This window comes from Synechocystis sp. CACIAM 05 (genome assembly GCF_010222815.1).
Taxonomy (GTDB): domain Bacteria; phylum Cyanobacteriota; class Cyanobacteriia; order Cyanobacteriales; family Microcystaceae; genus Synechocystis.
Window position 1 is genome coordinate 2,172,626 of record NZ_CP019225.1, and the last position, 17,807, is coordinate 2,190,432.

The following is a 17,807-nucleotide window of genomic DNA, read 5'->3' on the forward strand; positions in this document are numbered from 1 at the left end:
TTGTGGTGGTAAATAATTAACTCCTAAGACTATCTTCAGATTAGCACTATGTATTGAATAAGACCTAATCGGTCAGGTGATTTTGACTTTCCTTTGCATCTCTTTACGTTTCTTAATTTCTCCCAACTTTGAACTTTAGTTTGATTCCGTTTCCTTTGTAGCGCCATGGCCAATCCTTCCTGTCGTTTATTATCGTTGGGACTTGTGCCCTACTGCCAAGCTTGGCAATATCAGCGGCGATGGGTCAGAGCCAAACAGCGCGATCGCCAACGGGAGGACGGACTAATGTTGTTGGAGCATCCCCCGGTCTATACCCTGGGCACTGGCTCCCAAACCAAATATCTGAAGTTCGACCCGGCACACCCCCCGGCAGAATTGTGGCGCACGGAACGGGGTGGGGAAGTCACTTACCATTGTCCGGGGCAATTGGTAGGCTATCCGATCTTGGATTTAAACCATTTCCAGAAGGATCTGCACTGGTATTTACGACAACTGGAAGAGGTGCTGATCATCACCCTGGGGAAATTGGACCTACAGGGGGAACGCATTGCTGGTTTAACGGGGGTTTGGCTGGAAGGTCATAAGGTAGCGGCGATCGCCATTAAGGTTAGTGGCTGGGTTACGTGCCATGGTTTTGCTTTGAATATTTGTCCTGACCTAGAGGGATTTAGTCACATTGTGCCCTGTGGCATCGGCGATCAGCCTGTAGGAAGCCTAAACCAGTTCTTGCCTGGTCTCACTGTGGAGATGGTTCAACCTCTAGTTATTCAAGCCTTTGCCGAAGTATTTCCGGTTACCTGGATCACCACTGGAGAAATGCCCTGCTGGCTTAGCGACGATGTTGCTTAGTTAACATGGGCAGAGGTTGTCGCTGGGTACTACCACTGGGGGGCAAATAACGGCGGGGAGATTGTTTCACGGCGATCGCCTTAGTTTTTTCCGACTGCCACCAGCGTATGCCCACCCCTAACATGGCCACCATTAAGCCCAGGGAAAATAAACTCCATTTACCATCTACTCCACCCATGACCATATCCACCGCCGCCACAATTAGAATGAAGCTGGAAATCGGCTCACGGCGATAAAAAACTTTGACAAAACGGGGCCAGTAAAAATTCATTCCTAAATGGTTCCAAAACCCTCTGGGGGAAGCTCAACTACAATATAGCCTTTATTTGTAATTTCTCTCGGCTGTGAACGGGATGGTTAAGCTGGCAGTAACCGAGGAGGAAGGGCTTGGCAAAAGCAAAATTCTAAGGGTGAGCGATCAAGACCACCATTAGGGAGCTTTTGGTAACATGTTTGTAGTTTTGGAAAAAATGGGTCGCCTGGGATTCGAACCCAAGACCAATCGGTTAAAAGCCGAGTGCTCTACCGCTGAGCTAGCGACCCGTTGTGCTTCATTGGCACGATTTATAACGTTAACATAGCTTTTGCTTCATCACAAGCATTGGGCACAAAAATTTTCAAATTTGCCTAGGCAAGGAGAATTGGGGTCGGCAGTGGAGCGGGATTAGGGTTCAGGATTTTACTTCACTGCCGGGAGATTGTTAGCGATAGGAAGCAGTTAACTCAGCGATTTTTTCCTCTTCCATGGGGCTTAATTCCTCCGGTTTCCCCACCACGCCCTTATAAACTTTGATATATTCCCCGGCGGAACGGTACCAACTAAAGTCTGCCCGCATGGCCCGTTGCTGTAATTTTTGCCAATCTGCCTTGAAGCGGAAACCCTCCCAGGCCCGCACCATGGCCGTAAAGCAATCCAGGGGTTCATAACGGTCAAAGCAATAGCCGGTGCCGGCTTCATTGATAGGATCGTAGAAGGATACCGTATCCACCAAACCCCCTGTCCGCCGCACAATGGGGATACAGCCATAACGCATGGCCATCAATTGACTCAGCCCACAGGGCTCAAAGCGAGAAGGCATTAAAAACACATCCGCCCCGGCATAGACTCGACGGGAAAGGGCATCGTTGTGGAGTAATTGCACCGCCATCCGCCCAGGAAATCGGGAAGCCATCTGCCAAAGTTGGGTTTCGTAATGGCGATCGCCAGTGCCGAGGATAATTAACTGGGAATCGGTGTAGGACATGAAGCGGTCAAGGATCTGAATCACCAAATCAATCCCTTTTTGTTCCACCAAGCGAGCTACTATGCCCACCACCATGGCATTACGATTAATTTCTAGCCCCGTTTCCTCCTGGATGGCAATTTTATTTTTCACCCGCTTTTCCAAACTGTCCGCATCGAAAACATTGCTGATAAAGCGGTCTTCCGCCGGGTTGTAAATCTCCGTATCAATACCGTTGAGAATACCGACTAAATTACCACTCAGGTAGGACAATAACCCTTCCAGCTTTTCCCCATAGGCCGGGGTTTGGATCTGTTGGGCGTAGGTGGGAGAAACGGTAGTCACCCGATTGGCAAATTGAATCGCCGCCGCCATCACATTGTCTCCCTGCATGTACCAAGGACACCAGGTCATAGTTTCAAGCAAGCCCCGCCAGGGCCCTTGGTAGGCAAGATTATGGATGGTGAAAACGGTGGCAATGTCTGGGGACTGATGCATCCAAACGGGGATCATGCCAGTGTGCCAATCATGGCAATGGATAATTTCCGGCTTCCAATGGTTCCAGGCAAATTCCGCTGCCCCGTTAGAAAAAAAAGTGAACCGCCAGGCCTCGTCATCTCCGCCATAGATCCTGCGGGAGTCGAAAGCTGGATGACCAAACAAGTAGAGGGGAATTTTAGTATCCGGTAGATAGGATTGGTAAACAGCAAACTGCTGGAACATGGCTTCCCCTTTCCAGACCGGCTCCTTGGGCACATCAATTTTGTCGCCGATGAAACCGTAATAGGGCATGAAGACACGGACATCATGGCCCAACTGATGCAGAACTTTAGGCAGGGAACCCACCACATCCCCCATGCCACCTACCTTTGCTAGGGGGGATACTTCCGCCGCCACAAATAAAATCTTCATACCGTCGTTATTCCACTAATTGAGTTCGGGGCCTGGTTGCCATACTTTCCGCTCAATTATATGACGGTGGTGGTTACCCATCGGAGAGAGTAATTAACAGTTTCTTGTTTCCATCCCCATACCTTTTTCTTAGTGCTTTGTCCGTAGACTATCCATTGCCGGCCGGTGGCACGGCCTAAGTATTCCAATTCATTAATTCATTGCTAAGCCACTAAGGATTGGGAAGTCATATCCTCGGACTCGTGTTCTTTTTCTGGAGAGATGAAACCGCCCGCTGCTAATCCGTCGGGATCAATACTCAGTTGTTCGCAGGGAATGGTGTCCGAAATAATCGAGCTGGCCATCATGCCAGTATGAATTTCTAACTGAGCGCTGGGCACTGCCTCAAATACTAACCGTTGACCAGGGAACACAACTCTTTCAAAATACCAATTAGGGACATTGGTAATGCGGGCCACTTGGATTTGATTGGTGGCATTGACATAGCAACAGAATAAGGCTGATGGCTGGTTGTTGGGAATGGGATCAAGAATTTGGGACATGGCAGGCATGGGATTTTTATTAAAAAAAGGTCTTTTAACTATTCTGGACAAAGCTAACACCCGCTGATCCCGATCCGCTGTAAAGATAATTACAATCAAATTTTTTGACTCTGGCTTTGTCCCTGGACTCAAGAAAATTTTTCCGAGGCATTGCACTTTGGCGTTGGTGATTACTTGGGGCTAGAACGGTCAGAATTCTGAGGGTAGCGGCTCCGAGCAATCGTTAAGATATATTACAATTGTGAGTAAGTGGGGGTAGTCCCTCCCGTTGCTGATCTCACCCTACCAGTGCCCCAACGCCATGACCGATCGCCTGTTGTACGTTCGTCTCCCCTGTAACCCAATTTTCCCCATTGGGGTGGTTTATTTGGCAGACCATGTCCATAAATGTTTTCCGGCGATCGCCCAGCGGATTTTCGATTTAGGCACCATTCCTCCCCTGGATTTCAACCGGGCCCTTGATGAATGCATTGATGAATTTCAGCCGACAATTTTGGTTTTTTCCTGGCGGGACATCCAAATTTATGCTCCGGTGGGGGGTAGGGGTGGTAATCCCCTGCAGAACGCGTTTGAGTTTTACTACGGAAAAAATCCCTTGGTGAAGCTGAGGGGAGCCTTAGGCGGATTGAAAGTTACCAGTGCCTATTACGGCGAATTATGGCGCAATTTAGCACTAATAAACCGGGGATTGCGGAGGGCAAAGCGTTATTGCAGTGATCCCCAAATCATTGTCGGGGGCGGAGCAGTTAGTGTTTTTTACGAACAGCTAAAAACCAAGTTGCCAGCGGGCACCATTGTGTCGGTGGGGGAAGGAGAAACGCTACTGGAAAAATATCTACGGGGGCAAACCATTGAAGACGAACGGTGTTACATAGTCGGCCGCAGTCAGCCCCGGCCCCGGTTAATCCATGAACAGCCCTCCCCCATGGTAAAAACTGCCTGTGATTATGACTACATCGAGCAAATTTGGCCGGCCTTTGACTATTACCTCCAGGAGGATGATTTTTACCTAGGGGTACAAACTAAGCGGGGTTGTCCCCACAATTGCTGTTACTGCGTTTACACCGTAGTGGAAGGGAAACAGGTCAGAATTAATCCCGCCGCCGAAGTAGTGAAGGAAATGCGGCAACTTTATGACCGGGGCATTCGCAATTTTTGGTTCACCGATGCTCAATTTATCCCGGCTAGGGTTTTTATAGATGATGTGGTGGAATTGCTGGAGGCGATCGCCGCGTCGGGCATGGAGGATATCCATTGGGCTGCCTATATCCGAGCTGATAACTTAACCCCTCGGTTGTGTGAACTGATGGTACAAACAGGGATGAACTACTTTGAAATTGGTATCACCAGTGGTTCCCAGGAATTGGTACGCAAAATGCGCATGGGTTACAATCTCCGCACCGTGTTACAGAATTGTCGGGATCTAAAAGGAGCAGGCTTTAATGATTTGGTTTCCGTTAATTACTCCTTCAATGTTATTGATGAAACCCTAGACACCATCCGCCAAACCATTGCCTACCATCGGGAATTAGAAGCTATTTTTGGGGCAGACAAAGTAGAACCAGCCATCTTTTTTATTGGGCTCCAACCCCACACCCATCTGGAAACCTATGCCCTGGACAAAGAAATACTCAAACCAGGCTATGACCCCATGAGCATGATGCCCTGGACCGCCAAAAAATTACTCTGGAATCCCGAACCCCTTGGCTCATTTTTCGGCGAAGTTTGCCTCCAGGCTTGGCAACAAAATCCCAATGATTTCGGTCGAGAAGTGATGAATATTCTCGAGCAACGGCTAGGCAAAGCTGATCTCGAAGCAGCCCTCCACTCCCCCCTGCCCGACAAAAAAAAATTTCCCCCTACCATGGCAGAGGGAAAAAAACTCAGTCCTATTTAGCTTGGCCAGATGCTGGCCGAGTGGCACCGTAGTTGGGCAACTAACTGGCGATAATATACTCTGCCATATTAGCCCGCCGACGCTTCAGTTGCGCAAGGGCTTGGTTTTCTAATTGGCGGACCCTTTCCCGGCTGATGTTGAGATGCTGGCCGATTTTAGCCAAAGATAGCTCCTGGCCATCGTTAAGACCGAAACGCATGGTCAGCACTGCCTGTTGCTGGGGCGTTAATTCCGCCAGTAAATTTTGCAGGTCTTGACGCATGGACTCCTGGGTGATGTAAGCATCGGGGGAAACCCCTTCGTCCTCCAAGAGTTCGGACAATTCTGTGTCCTGATTATCCCCCACCCGCACATCAAGGGAGATGGGTTGGCGCGACAGACTGAGGTACTCGCGAATTTGACTAGGGTCAATTTCCAGGGCCTTGGCTACTTCGGCGGGGGTGGCACTGCGGCCCAATTGTTGGGAAAGTTCCCGTTGGGTTTTTTTGATTTTGTTTAACTTTTCAGTGATATGAATGGGCAAACGGATAGTCCGGCCCTGTTGGGCGATCGCCCGGGTGATGGCTTGGCGAATCCACCAGTAGGCATAGGTGGAGAATTTATAACCCTTGGTGGGGTCGAATTTTTCCACCCCCCGTTCTAAACCCAGGCTACCTTCTTGGATCAAATCCAAAAACTCCATATTGCGCTTCTGATATTTCTTGGCGATCGCCACCACCAACCGGAGGTTAGCTTCAATCATTTTCCGTTTGGCCCGTTCCCCTTGGCCCAGATAGCGTTGTAATTTCGTCACCGACACATCGGCCGCTTCCGCCCATTCCAGGTTGGAGGGCTCGCGACCTAATTTGTCAGCCAGGGTTTTCTTGTGCTTCAGCAGGGCCATCATTTGTTGGACTTGTTTACCCAGAATAATTTCTTGCTCATGGGTTAACAGGGGTACCCGACCAATTTCATGGAGATAGGACCTCACCATATCGGCGGTGAAAGTGGGGGGGGAGGTAGGGGAGGAGAGATTGGCGGTGGGCATTCGGAATGACTCCTTAATGAAGAGCAACAGAATAACTGTCACTGTTACCATCTTTCCCAAAAATGTCTTAGACTAAGTCATTGATGGTGAAGAATAGGGTAGTGCAGTCGTCAATTTTTTTACACCGTGTCCTAACGAGTGGGTCTTTAGACGCCGCAAATGGTGACAAGGTTCGGGAATAAATAATAATTTTTGTGGTTCTAAGCCGGGGCGTTACCGCCGAAACCAATACCACGCTCCTACAGCCGCATAGCTAAAAAGATACCCAAAAAATCAATATCACCATGATGACGAATCATTAAGGGATTCCACAAGGGCCAAGATGAAGGATTACCGAATGGCACAGTGGGGTTAACCCAACAATTTTTTTGTCAAGCTGGCAAGCCGTTTTCCAGGCGGATAGTTTACCTCCTTGACTTTTTCCTCTGGTTGATTAAATCAGTTAGGTTTTTAAAGTTTTTCAGCTTGACCCTCCATAAACTAAGGAATTTTTAGGCTTGATTTTTTTAATGGATATTCCCAACACCACCGCAACCATTGCAACTATTCCCCAGGCTCCTGCGGGTTTTCGTTCCGGCTTTGTGGCCATTGTCGGCCGTCCCAATGTGGGTAAATCAACTTTGATGAACCAATTGGTGGGACAAAAAATTGCCATCACTTCCCCCGTAGCCCAAACCACTCGCAACCGCTTACAGGGCATTATCACCACCCCCAGCAGTCAGACAATTTTGCTCGATACCCCTGGTATCCACAAACCCCACCATGAGTTGGGAAGGGTGCTGGTAAAAAATGCGATCCAAGCTATCCATAGCGTCGATCTAGTCGTTTTTCTGGTGGACAGCAGTGCAACTTTGGGACGGGGAGACCAGTTTGTGGTGGATTTGCTGCAAAAAACTGACGGGCCGGTGTTGGTAGGACTCAATAAACAGGACCAACAGCCCCCAGACCAGCGGGAAGAACTTAACGCTAGCTATGAAACCCTGACAGAAAACTATGGTTGGCCGTGCTTTAAATTTTCTGCTTTGACGGGGGAAGGTTTAAGCAATTTTCAGAGTGCCTTGGAGGCAAGACTGGATCCTGGCCCCTATTACTATCCGCCGGATTTGGTCACCGACCAGCCGGAACGGTTCATTATGGCCGAGTTAATTCGGGAGCAGATTTTGTTGCTCACCCGCCAGGAGGTGCCTCACTCCGTGGCGATCGCCATTGAGAAGGTGGAAGAAACACCCGAACGCACCAATGTTTTTGCCGCCATCACAGTGGAAAGGGGTTCCCAAAAGGGCATTATCATCGGCCAAAAAGGTAGTATGCTTCAGGCGATCGGCACTGCGGCCCGGCAACAAATTCAAAAATTAATTTCCGGGGATGTTTATTTAAAACTATTTGTGAAAGTTGAACCAAAATGGCGGCAGTCTCGCCAGCAGTTGTTAGAATTTGGATACCGTGTGGAAGAGTAGCAAGAAGCAATGACTAGCGATCCCAATCCAGCCCAGGCATTTGAAAATTGGTTTGAGGAGGAAGAGGGGGATGACGCCTTTACTTCCCTCATTGCCGGTGAGGAGACTAACAGTGGGATTGAAGAACTGGATTTTGGCGATTTATTTGAGGGAGAACCCACCGTCATCCAGGGTGAAGGGTTTGGCTCGCCGTCCTCTGGAGAGGAAGATCCGCCGGTCCGCATGACCCTAGATTTTAATTCCCCGGAAGCGGAACTAGACGCTCTCTTTACCGATGAGGACGCCCCCACAACGGCGATCGATCCCTTTGAAAGCTCCAGTTGGCTAGAAATTGACCAGATGATGGAAGCTGATCCCCTGGCTTCCATTCCTGAGACCAATGCCCCCGCTTACCAGACCGCTGGTGGCCTAGATGACAATGACCTAGCCGAATTGCAGGATTTACTAGGAGTAGGGGACGTCGAGCCCGCCATTACCAGCCCTGGTTTGCACTCCTTTGCTGGGGCTGATCGGGTAACTCCATGGACAAATGAGGTCCTGCTTTTTGCGGCGATCGATGACTTAGACGGATTGATTAATGCCCCTGTCCTGGACGAAGAATTTTCCTTTGCCGAACTAGAGACTTTAATCGATACCCCAGCCCCAAAATCTTTTGCCACCATCAGCCATCCTTTTCGTTTACCGGTGGCTATGGAGGAAGATGAGGATGAATTCAAAGACTTAGAAGCATTATTAGAGCAAGCAGATAGCAGTCTGGGGGGGGGCATAGCCGGCATGGGAGGGGCTCGGCTGCCCGCTCGACCTAGGCAGGTTAAATCCCGTAGTTTTGAGCAAACTATGCGGGTGCCCATCAAACAACTTGACAACCTCAGTAACCTGATCGGGGAGCTAGTGGTCAAACGGAATCGCCTTGAACAGGATCAGGAGCGTTTACGACAGTTTTTGGATAATCTGCTCAACCAAGCCCAAAACCTCAGCGATGTGGGGGGGCGGATGCAGGATTTATACGAAAGAACTTTGTTGGAAGGGGCCCTTTTAGCCAGCCGCAGCACCAACAGCCGTCACCACTCCTCGAAAACCACCTACCCCGATGCCAGGATCACGGCCTCTAGTTCCTCGACCATGAATGACCAGCCTTTGGATGCGCTGGAAATGGATCGATTTACCGGATTTCACCTGCTTTCCCAGGAGATGATCGAGTTAATTGTGCGGGTGCGGGAATCTGCGTCGGATATTCAGTACTTGGTGGACGAGACAGATCAGGTGGCCCGAACCCTCCGGCAGGTGACTACGCAGTTACAGGAGGGAATGACCAAATCTCGCATGGTGCCCTTTACCCAAACCGCCGATCGCCTGCCACGGGCCATCCGGGAAGTGTCCATGAAGTTGAATAAAAAAGTCAACCTAGAGGTGGAAGGGGGCGACGTGCTCATCGACAAAATGATTTTGGAGCACCTCTACAATCCCATGACCCATTTGGTTAACAATGCCATCACCCACGGTATTGAAACCCCAGCAGAACGACAAAAATTAGGCAAATCCCCCGAAGGGCATCTAGCAGTGCGGGCCTTTCTCCAGGGCAACCAAACCCTGATCACCGTCTCCGATGATGGAGCAGGGATCAACACGGAAATGGTTAAACAAAAAGCAGTGGAAAAGGGGCTCATTAGCCGTATGGAGGCCCAGAGCCTATCCCAATCAGAGGTTTATGACCTCCTGTTCCATGCTGGTTTTAGCACCAAGGACACAGCGGACGACTTTGCCGGTAGGGGAGTAGGTCTTGACGTGGTACGCACCAGTCTGATTGATATTCGCGGAGCCATCAACATTGAATCCACTGTGGGCAAGGGCACCACTTTTACCATTCGTTTGCCCCTCACCCTGAGCATTTGCAAAGCCCTTTGTTGCCTGAGCGATCGGGCTCGCATCGCCTTTCCCATGGACGGGGTGGAAGATACCAGGGACTATTTGCCCAAAGACATTGTTACCGATGAGGATGGTCAAAAGTGCGTTAAATACGGCAAGGAAGCCCTGCTTTTACCGCTCTATCCCCTCAAAGATTTGCTCAACTATAACCGGCAATTAAGCCGGGGTAATGTGTATGGGGGCAAGCAAGAGGAAGATGTGGTGCGGGTCATCATTGCCCGGGGGAGTTCTGGTAACCTGTTAGCCCTCCAGATAGACCAGGTATTAGGGGAAGAAGAAATTGTTATCAAGCAAATTGAAGGGCCCATTCCCAAACCTCCAGGCATTGCCGGGGCTACCGTGCGAGGGGATGGCAGCATCATGCCCATTGCCGATGTTTTGGAACTGATCGAAATTGCCCAGGGTCGTCTCCGCACTGACAGCAGTGGTGGACTATGGCGCAAAACCCTGACCCCCACGGTCAATGAAGTCCACATGGACCCCACTGTGCTAATTGTGGACGACTCCATCACGGTGCGGGAATTGCTCTCCCTCAGTTTCAAAAAAGCTGGTTTCCGGGTAGAACAGGCTAGGGATGGACAGGAAGCCTGGGATCAACTCAAGTCTGGTCTGCCCTGTGACTTGGTCTTCTGTGACATTGAAATGCCCCGCAAAAATGGCTTGGAATTGTTATCGGAACTGCAAGCAGACGAAGAACTATCTTCCATTCCAGTGGCCTTACTCACTTCCAGGGGAGCCGATCGCCATCGTAAAGTGGCGGCCAAGCTGGGGGCAACGGGCTATTTCACCAAGCCCTATACAGAAAAAGACATTTTGGACGCGGCTAACCGGATGTTGAATGGGGAGGTGTTACTCCCCGGCAGTACCCGCAAAACTAATTCCATTCTTTCTCGCTTCAAAAAAGCCCGAGGCAACTTCTCCGAAGAAGCTCCCACCATTGTGAGAAGTAATCCAGGCACCCTACGTTCGACGGTGTTGATTATTGATGACTCGGTAATGGTGCGGGAAATGCTTTCTATGACCTTTAAAAAAGCCGATTACCATACAGAAACTGCTCGGGATGGCCAAGATGCCTGGGAAAAACTCAAGTCTGGCTTACCCTGTGATTTGATTCTCTGTGACATTGAAATGCCCCGCATGAACGGTCTGGAATTATTGGAGCGCATTCAAGAAGATCCCAACCTTTCCCGTATTCCGGTGGCCATGATTACCTCGCGGGGAGCACAAAAAATGCAGCGCATGGCAGCAGAAAAAGGCGCCAAGGGATACTTTGTGAAGCCCTACATTGAGGAAACTTTATTGGAAGCCAGTCAAAGGTTGATAAGGGGAGAGGTGTTGCTGGATTTGGCCGCCCTAAGTGCAGACGAGTAATGACAGAATCGTTGAGTCCCTTACTGCCGGAAATTAGTATCGCCCTGGTGCTGGAACAACTAAGGCGTTTATGTCAGCAAAATTGTCAAAGCCATTGGTATTGCTTACCTGGTGCGCCTTGGGAGATTGCTGATTGGCAAACTTATCCATTGGGTAAAGTTAACGAGAAGGGTTATTTAATTTGGGAAAAAGGCGAAAAAAACCAATGGTTTGCCCAAACTTTTACCGTGCCTAAAGCTTTGGCGGACTATCCTTTAGATGGTTTGACATTGCGGTTAGCTTTAACTTGGTGGGCCAAGGATGCTCAAATTTTTGTTAATGGCGAGTTAGTTCAAGTTGGGGATTTATTTGATTCTAAAGCTAGAGTTTTGTTAACTGATAACTCCCAAATTGGCCAAACATTTACTGTAGCTTTAAAGTTAACTAGTCCCGGCCATGACATTGGTGGATTGATGCAGTCCCAATTAATTTTTGAGCGGGAATATCCTGACCTAGATCCGGGTTTTATTGCTGACGAAATTGAAGTTCTAAGCTTATATTTAGCTCAATTTGAATCAGAAAGACTAGCTCAATTAAGTAACACTTTAGAAGCAATTACTTGGAATGAAAATTCAGATCAAGAACAATTTAATCAATCATTACTGCAACTTCGCCAGCGGTTACTACCGTTAACTGAAGGACTAAAACAACAACAAATAAATTTACTAGGGCATGCCCATCTAGATATGGCTTGGTTATGGCCGTTGGAGGAGACTTGGGAAGTAGGAGAAAGAACTTTTCAATCAGTCATTAATTTACAAACAGAGTTTGCTGATTTAGTGTTTGGCCACACCAGTCCGGTTTTATACCAATGGATTGAAGAGCATCGACCGGCATTATTTGAGCAAATTCAAGTAGCAATTAAAAAGGGAAACTGGGAACTTTTAGGAGGCATGTGGGTTGAACCAGAAGTAAATATTATTAGCGGTGAATCCTTAGCCCGTCAATTTCTTTATGGCCAGAGGTATTTTGAAGCAAAGTTTGGTCAAATTAGCAAAGTTGCTTGGCTTCCCGATAGTTTTGGTTTTTGTGGTCAGTTGCCCCAAATTTTTCATCAAAGTGGGATCGATTATTTTGTTACCGGGAAACTCCACTGGAACGATACTAATTCCTTTCCCCATGGGGCTTTCCACTGGCGATCGCCGGATGGGACAGAAATTTTCACAGTAATGTCTCCCCCTAACCTAGCTGGAGTAATGGATAATCAACCCTTACCTATGGCTAATTATGCTAATCGTTGGCAAGAGCAAACCAGACTTAAGGAATGTCTTTGGTTGCCGGGGGTAGGAGACCATGGCGGTGGCCCCAGTCGGGATATGTGGCAGATGAAGGAACGGTGGCAAAATTCGGAATTTTTCCCAACTATTAACACAGCCAAGGCTGAACATTTTTTAGCTGGCATTAAACAGAAGTTACAATCAGATCAGTCTTTTCCTATTTGGGAAAGGGAATTATATTTGGAATTGCATCGGGGCTGTTTTACTGTTCATGCTGACCAAAAACTTTATAATCGCCAGTGTGAACATTTACTCTACGAAGCAGAACTTTGGAGTAGTTTTGCTAATTGGTTAGGCGGCTATAGCTATCCCAAAGAAGAACTAGAACTAGCTTGGAAAAAAGTTTTACTAAACCAGTTCCACGATATTTTGCCAGGGACTTCTATTCCTGAGGTTTTTGTTACTGCTAATCAAGCTTGGCAAGAAGTTTACCAAACTACTAATAAAATCATTAATCAAGCACTAAAACATCTCAGTGATCAGATTAATTATCCTAGTTATCACCATGATTTAACCGAACGAGAGACACCACTATTAGTTTTTAATCCTCTCCATTGGTCACAAAGTCAGCTTGTGGAAATTCCCATTCAAGAAGGCAAGCATTATCAAGTTTATGATGGTCAAACAAAAACGTTGGTTAATAGTCAAATTACAGCGGAAGGTAGTCTAATATTTTTAGTTGACTCGCCACCTTTGACTTGTAAGTACTATTGGTTAAAAACAAAAGAGCCTTTATCCAACAGTCAGCAACTTGAATCTTTCAGTCAAGACCCTATTTTGAATAATGGTTTACTCAAAGTTGAAATTAGTTTGGATAATGGGGAAATAGCCAGCATTTATGACTTAGCTAACCAACGCCAAGTTTTGGATGGCCATGGCAATCAGCTACAATTTTTCCGCGACCAAGGGCAATATTGGGATGCCTGGAATATTGATCCCAATTACGAGCAATATCCTTTGTCTTCTGCAAAATTGATCAATTACCAATGGCTGGAACAAGGTCCCCTGCATTGGCGCTTAAGGGTGGTCAAAAAATTTCAGCAATCGGTTTTTACCCAGGACTATTGCTTAACCAAAGATTCTCCATTACTAGAAATTAAAACTGAAGTGGATTGGCAAGAAACCCACGTGATGGTGAAAGCAGCTTTTCCGATCGCTTTGCAAAGTGAATTTTTTACTACGGAAGCTCCTTGTGCTGTGGTCGATCGCCCAACTAATCCCCAAACTGAGATAGAAAAAGCCCAATGGGAAGTACCCCACCAACATTGGTTTTCCTTAACTGATCAAACGGAAAATTATGGGGTTAGTTTGCTTAATAATTGTAAATATGGTTGTGATGTGAAAGATAATTTAATGCGCTTAACTCTTCTGCGTAGTAGTGTGTGGCCAGATCCAAGCGCTGACCGAGGTAAACATAAATTTAGTTATTACTTTTATCCCCATCAAGGAAATTGGCGATCAGCAAAAACGGTAGCCGTGGGTTGTGGTATCCATCGTCCTTTGCGGACCTATTTTCCTGAAAATTTCAACCCCTTATCAAGTCAAAAATTATTATCCCCGGGAGAATCTTGGTTAAATCTTGGTAGCGATAATCTTTGTTTAATGGCTCTGAAGCAAAGGGAAGATTATCCTGATCAATGGGTATTGCGATGTTACGAAATGTCAGGAGAATCAGCCCAATTAGAAGTAACCACAGCTTTTGACCATAGAGTTAAAACAAGGCTAAATTTGTTGGAGGAAGCCCAACCAGAGGAAAATAATAACCATGTTAATCCCTGGCAAATTGTTAGCGTCTGCTTAGCCCATGACTAAAACTTTTCCCCTTTCCGGTCAAAGTGTGGCCATTAACTTACAAAGAAAAATTTTCCAAAGGCCACTAGCTTCCTTGAGCCTAATCACCCTGATCATAATTGTTTTGTCGGTGGTTTTTGGTCCAATCTTTTATCGAGTTCCCATTGACCAAATTGATTTTAGCCAAACAGCGGTGCCCCCTAGTTGGCAAAATCCCCTAGGAACTAATGATTTAGGACAGGATCAATTGGCTCGGTTACTTATTGGTGGCCGGATTTCTCTAGCAGTGGGCCTCAGTGCCATGGCCGTGTCCCTCACCTTAGGCACCTTAATCGGGGCGATCGCCGGTTATTTTGGGGGGTGGTGGGACGTGATTTTAATGCGGATTACGGACTTATTCTTAGCCCTGCCCCAATTACCTTTAGTGCTACTGGTGGTCTATTTATTTCGGGAGCCGGTCACCAGGGCGACTTCCCCCGAAAAAGGTATTTTCATCTTGGTGGTTTTACTGATTGGTTTGCTCAATTGGATGAGTGTGGCTCGGTTGGTACGGGGCAATATTTTGCGCCTACGGGAAATGGAATTTGTCAAAGCGGCGATCGCCATGGGGGCAGGTTCTAACCATATTATTTGGCGACATTTGTTACCCAATGTGTTGAATTTAATCATTGTGGCCGCTAGTTTGGCCGTGGGCAATGCCATTATTACCGAATCAACTTTGAGCTTTTTAGGCTTAGGATTTCCCCCCGATGTGCCCACCTGGGGCCAGATGCTTTACACTGCCAAGGATTACTTGGAAACGGCACCATTGATGGCAGTTTTTCCGGGCTTAGCTATTTTTATTACCGTTTTAAGTGTTAATTATTTGGGGGACGGCATTGGCATAAAAAATAGTTAATGATGCAACCCTATTGATCAATCTTAGTTAAGCTCAAAATAAATTTCATGATTCGTCCAGTTCCCGATGCTAGTAATCAGTTTTATTTAGACCATATTAATTTGCTACGTCAAAGTTATGAGCGCTTAACTGGTAAAACCTTTGGGCCCAGCGGATTAACCGGGGTGGCCCTAGCCCAGGCCGTCTATGAAGCTCCCTACGTAGTAGTTTCCCATGGCATAGAGCCTGACCCAATTTTTAATTATGCTAATCTTACTGCCCAAAAATTATTTGAATTTCCCTGGGTAGAATTTTGTCAATTGCCATCCCGTCAATCTGCGGAAGTTCCTAACCAAATGGAACGACAAAAATTATTAGATATAGTTAGTCGTCAGGGCTTTATTGAAAATTACCAAGGTATTCGCATTGCCAAGGGTGGTCGTCGATTTTGGATTAAAAATGTTACCGTTTGGAATCTCTACGATGGCGAAGGGATTTATCGGGGTCAGGGGGCAATTTATAGTGATTGGGAGAATATTATTGAAAAGCTTTAAAATTTAAAATAGCCCAGACAATTTGCCAAAATATTGGCAATTTTACTCCAGGATTTTCAACTTAAATTAACAATTTTTATACACTTTTAACTATCTGCAACCCAAACTATCCCTGGTAGTTACCCCTGTCACTGGATTAACTCCCTCCGCCCGTTCACACATCAGCTTGACTTGGTAAGCATCAATCACCGCATCGCTGAAGTCGGCCCCGGTGATATCGGTGTCGTAAAAACGCGTGCGGGTGGCGATCGCCTCGGTGAAAATAGTGTCCCGCAGGTCGGCAAAATCCAGGGTAACCCGGTCTACGAGGGAACCACTTAGATTCGCTCCCCGTAAATTGGCATGGAGAAAAATTGCATCGGTGAGGATGGAAAAGCTGAGATCACTGCCCTCAAAATTGCTTTCCCGTAAATCCGCCGCCGCAAATACCGCCTTATTCAAATCCTGGTGGGAAAAATCTGATCGGGCCAGATCTCCGTAGGTATAGTTCACCGTATTGGCTTGGGCCAAGGCCGATGGCGCCCAGAGCAACACCAAGGCGATCGCCAGGATGAGTATTTGTAACCATCGCCGCCAGCCAAAAACGAGGAAAGAAGACATAGGAGCAAGTCTAGGCAAATTTTGCAATATTTTTCCCCAGCCTAGCAAAACAATTGGGTGGAGCAAAGGCGATTTAATTTGATTAAATTTGAATTTAAAGGGCAATTTCTGATCCCAAGATTCTTAGAGCATGTTTCAAAAGCCCCCCTGACCCCCCAAATTTTGGGGGGAAACTGAGTGAAACTCCCCTAGTATTGCCGGAGCTTTAGTGGGTCGATTTAGGGGGATAAATACCTAGCCTTGCACTTTTCAAACACTTTCTTAGCCGTAGCCATGTTCCGCCAAAAAGGCTAGATCGATGTCCTTTGTTTGACCCATGGCCCGACCCCGGGACAAAAATCGGGCCGCATATTTACCCAAAATATCCCCCTCTAAATTAACCCAATCCCCCGGCTGCAATAACTGCAAATTAGTTTCGCTGTAGGTATGGGGAATCACGGCCACGTTAAACCAGTCTTCGCCGCAATCAGCCACGGTTAAACTGATGCCATTGACAGCAATACTACCCTTGGGCACCAGATAGGGAGCTAAATATTCCTGCCATTGCCTCTCTAAACTGCCCACTGAGCCAAAGCTGAGCAACCAAGCATTATCGGTTTGTTCATTGCTCAATAGTTGCCCTACCCCGTCCACGTGGCCGGAAACAAAATGTCCCCCCACTTTTCCCCCCACCCGGAGGGAAGTTTCAATGTTGACCGCTGTGCGTCGTTCCTTGGCCCGTCCTAAGGTAGTGCGTTGTAAGGTTTCTGGGGAAACGTCGGCCAAAAATCCCTGGTGGGCGATCGCCTCTACAGTGAGGCAAACTCCATCTACAGCAATGCTGTCCCCTAGGGCCATATCCCCCAAAACCCGTTGGGCATCGGTGGGGCTAAGGGAAATTTCCAGGCGATCGGCCCGCTGAGCAGAAAGATAACCGAGGGATTGGATAATGCCAGTGAACACAATGGGACAAACCTTAGAAGATTAATTACAATTGTGCCAGTTGGGGGCCAATGCCATGGCTGGAGGGAGAGTTGCAGCTCGGGTTGGTCAAGGTTAGGGAACCGAGTCTAGAGTTCCCTTGGCATTATCTGGTCTCAATTAAGCATACCTTTGCCTTCGGTCAACCCCGGAAAACGGTCAATACCTTTACAATGGGTACTGTTCTTGTCCGTCGAAGAGATGATATGACTGATAATCCGGAAAAAGACGCATTTCTGTATCCCAAAAGTAAATATTATGGGGATTTCAAACCGGAGAAGCTGGTTTTCAACGCAAATTTGCAAGAATTTGCCCAAAAGGTGAGCGTTATTTGCAACCTAGAGACAGCGGGTAAAATCGAGACGATGGAAGCTTACGAGCGCATTAAGCAACTTTGGAAGAGTCTTAAGGAAAGCAAAAAGGAATTGGGCATTGGGGGAGACCCGTTTAAACCCACTGATCCCCCCAGCAGTTAATTTTCCCTGTTACGGGCTAGTGTTCCTGA

Annotated in this window: 14 protein-coding genes and 1 tRNA gene; 8 read left to right on the plus strand and 7 right to left on the minus strand. The window is 47.5% G+C overall.

The features are described 5' to 3' along the window. Nucleotides 1–165: 165 nt before the first annotated feature. A complete protein-coding gene (gene lipB, locus BWK47_RS10325) occupies nt 166–849 on the plus strand; it encodes a lipoyl(octanoyl) transferase LipB (protein ID WP_162328570.1) in 684 nt (227 codons plus the stop codon). Here lipB and BWK47_RS10330 read toward each other — a convergent pair. From BWK47_RS10330 to BWK47_RS10345, 4 genes are all read right to left on the minus strand, one after another. Then, nucleotides 830–1,120, minus strand: a complete 291-nt coding sequence (locus tag BWK47_RS10330; protein WP_010873246.1) for a hypothetical protein — start codon at nt 1,118–1,120, stop codon at nt 830–832. The two genes, lipB and BWK47_RS10330, sit on opposite strands and share 20 nt — an antisense overlap. A 200-nt stretch (nt 1,121–1,320) precedes the next feature. Further along, nucleotides 1,321–1,392, minus strand: a tRNA-Lys gene (locus BWK47_RS10335). 158 nt (nt 1,393–1,550) lie between these two features. After that, a complete protein-coding gene (gene glgA / locus BWK47_RS10340; protein ID WP_162328571.1) occupies nt 1,551–2,984 on the minus strand; it encodes a glycogen synthase GlgA in 1,434 nt (477 codons plus the stop codon). A gap of 203 nt (nt 2,985–3,187) precedes the next feature. Then, the gene (locus BWK47_RS10345; RefSeq protein ID WP_010873248.1) at nt 3,188–3,682 is read right to left on the minus strand and encodes a DUF1830 domain-containing protein; all 495 of its coding nucleotides are present in this window, start codon (nt 3,680–3,682) and stop codon (nt 3,188–3,190) included. A 145-nt stretch (nt 3,683–3,827) separates the two neighbouring features. On the opposite strand from BWK47_RS10345, the gene BWK47_RS10350 reads away from it, so the two are divergent. After that, the gene (locus tag BWK47_RS10350; protein WP_162329675.1) at nt 3,828–5,423 is read left to right on the plus strand and encodes a photosystem II high light acclimation radical SAM protein; all 1,596 of its coding nucleotides are present in this window, start codon (nt 3,828–3,830) and stop codon (nt 5,421–5,423) included. A 40-nt stretch (nt 5,424–5,463) separates the two neighbouring features. Here BWK47_RS10350 and BWK47_RS10355 read toward each other — a convergent pair whose 3' ends face one another. Continuing rightward, on the minus strand, nt 5,464–6,501 hold the full coding sequence (locus BWK47_RS10355; RefSeq protein ID WP_336234765.1) for an RNA polymerase sigma factor, RpoD/SigA family: 1,038 nt from the start codon (nt 6,499–6,501) through the stop codon (nt 5,464–5,466). A 458-nt stretch (nt 6,502–6,959) separates the two neighbouring features. Between BWK47_RS10355 and era the strand changes: the two genes are divergently transcribed. From era to BWK47_RS10380, 5 genes are read left to right on the plus strand one after another with little or no spacing between them, the layout of a single operon-like run. Then, a complete protein-coding gene (gene era, locus BWK47_RS10360) occupies nt 6,960–7,907 on the plus strand; it encodes a GTPase Era (RefSeq protein WP_162329676.1) in 948 nt (315 codons plus the stop codon). A 9-nt stretch (nt 7,908–7,916) separates the two neighbouring features. After that, complete coding sequence (locus BWK47_RS10365) at nt 7,917–11,204, plus strand: hybrid sensor histidine kinase/response regulator (protein ID WP_162328573.1); 3,288 nt, start codon at nt 7,917–7,919, stop codon at nt 11,202–11,204. After that, nucleotides 11,204–14,332, plus strand: a complete 3,129-nt coding sequence (locus tag BWK47_RS10370) for an alpha-mannosidase (protein WP_162328574.1) — start codon at nt 11,204–11,206, stop codon at nt 14,330–14,332. Before BWK47_RS10365 ends, BWK47_RS10370 begins: the two co-directional genes overlap by 1 nt. Further along, entirely contained in the window at nt 14,325–15,209 is an 885-nt protein-coding gene (locus tag BWK47_RS10375) for an ABC transporter permease (RefSeq protein WP_162328575.1), read from the plus strand. The genes BWK47_RS10370 and BWK47_RS10375 overlap by 8 nt, the downstream gene beginning before the upstream one ends. A gap of 47 nt (nt 15,210–15,256) precedes the next feature. After that, a complete protein-coding gene (locus BWK47_RS10380) occupies nt 15,257–15,742 on the plus strand; it encodes an MEKHLA domain-containing protein (RefSeq protein WP_162328576.1) in 486 nt (161 codons plus the stop codon). A gap of 90 nt (nt 15,743–15,832) precedes the next feature. Here BWK47_RS10380 and BWK47_RS10385 read toward each other — a convergent pair whose 3' ends face one another. Both BWK47_RS10385 and ribE read right to left on the minus strand, forming a co-directional pair. Beyond that, entirely contained in the window at nt 15,833–16,342 is a 510-nt protein-coding gene (locus tag BWK47_RS10385) for a pentapeptide repeat-containing protein (RefSeq protein WP_162328577.1), read from the minus strand. A 261-nt stretch (nt 16,343–16,603) separates the two neighbouring features. Then, entirely contained in the window at nt 16,604–17,284 is a 681-nt protein-coding gene (ribE, locus tag BWK47_RS10390; protein ID WP_162328578.1) for a riboflavin synthase, read from the minus strand. Nucleotides 17,285–17,334: 50 nt separating this feature from the next. Between ribE and BWK47_RS17340 the strand changes: the two genes are divergently transcribed. Then, nucleotides 17,335–17,778, plus strand: coding sequence for a DUF7219 family protein (locus tag BWK47_RS17340; RefSeq protein WP_162328579.1), 444 nt, complete (start codon nt 17,335–17,337; stop codon nt 17,776–17,778). Nucleotides 17,779–17,807 lie beyond the last annotated feature (29 nt).